Annotated in this window: 1 protein-coding gene; it reads left to right on the top strand. The window is 74.1% G+C overall.

Features of this window, described 5'->3' with window-relative positions:
• The coding region (locus ACLQ2N_RS35945) for an MFS transporter (RefSeq protein WP_425819993.1) at positions 1–779 on the top strand (779 nt) is incomplete at both ends.

The following is a 779-nucleotide window of genomic DNA, read 5'->3' as shown; positions in this document are numbered from 1 at the left end:
GCCGGCGTCGGCTACCCGCTGGCCGCACTGCTCGCCGAGCTCGGCGGGGTACGGGCCGCCTACGGCCTCGGCCTGGTCGTCACCGCCGCCGCCCTCCTGACCGCCTGGCGCTCCATGCCCGAAGCCCCCGAAGGCCGCTCCGCCCACGTGGACGTGGCAGGCGCGGTCGTCCTGGCCGCTGCGCTGCTCCTGGCGCTGTTCCTCGCCGGCGACCGGAATCTGTGGAGCCGGCACCTCGCCGTGGCGGCGGGCCTCACCGTCGTCGCGGTGGTGCTGCTCTGCGTCTGGGCCGTCATTGAGCTGCGCAGCACGACGCCCCTGGTCGATGTGCGGGCGGTGCGGCACCCGGCGGTCGCCGGGGCGAACATCGCCATGTTCGTCGGCGGGATCGGCATGTACCTCCTGCTCACACTCATCACCCGGTACGCGCAGACGCCGCACAGCGCCGGCTACGGCTTCGGGCTGACCACCTTCGTCGCCGGGCTGGTCCTCATCCCGTTCTCGGCGCTGGGGTTCGCCGCCGGCAAGCTCACGCCGCGGGTCCGGACGCGGATCGCCGCCCCCCTGCTCCTGGCCGGCAGCGCCGTCGTGGTCGGCGGCGGGTTCGCCCTGTTCGCGGCGGCCCGGTCGGACCTGGCCGAACTGTTCGCGGCGATGGGCGTGCTCGGCTTCGGCGTAGGCGGCTTCGCGGCCGCGATGCCCGGTGTCATCCTGGCCGTCACCCCCAAGAGCGAGACGTCGAGCGCCATGAGCTTCAACTACGTCGTCCGCAGCGTCGG

The organism is Streptomyces sp. DT224 (genome assembly GCF_049844595.1).
Lineage (GTDB): Bacteria > Actinomycetota > Actinomycetes > Streptomycetales > Streptomycetaceae > Streptomyces.
The sequence above is the reverse complement of the archived record's forward strand: the minus strand, read 5'-3'. Positions and strand labels throughout refer to the sequence as shown.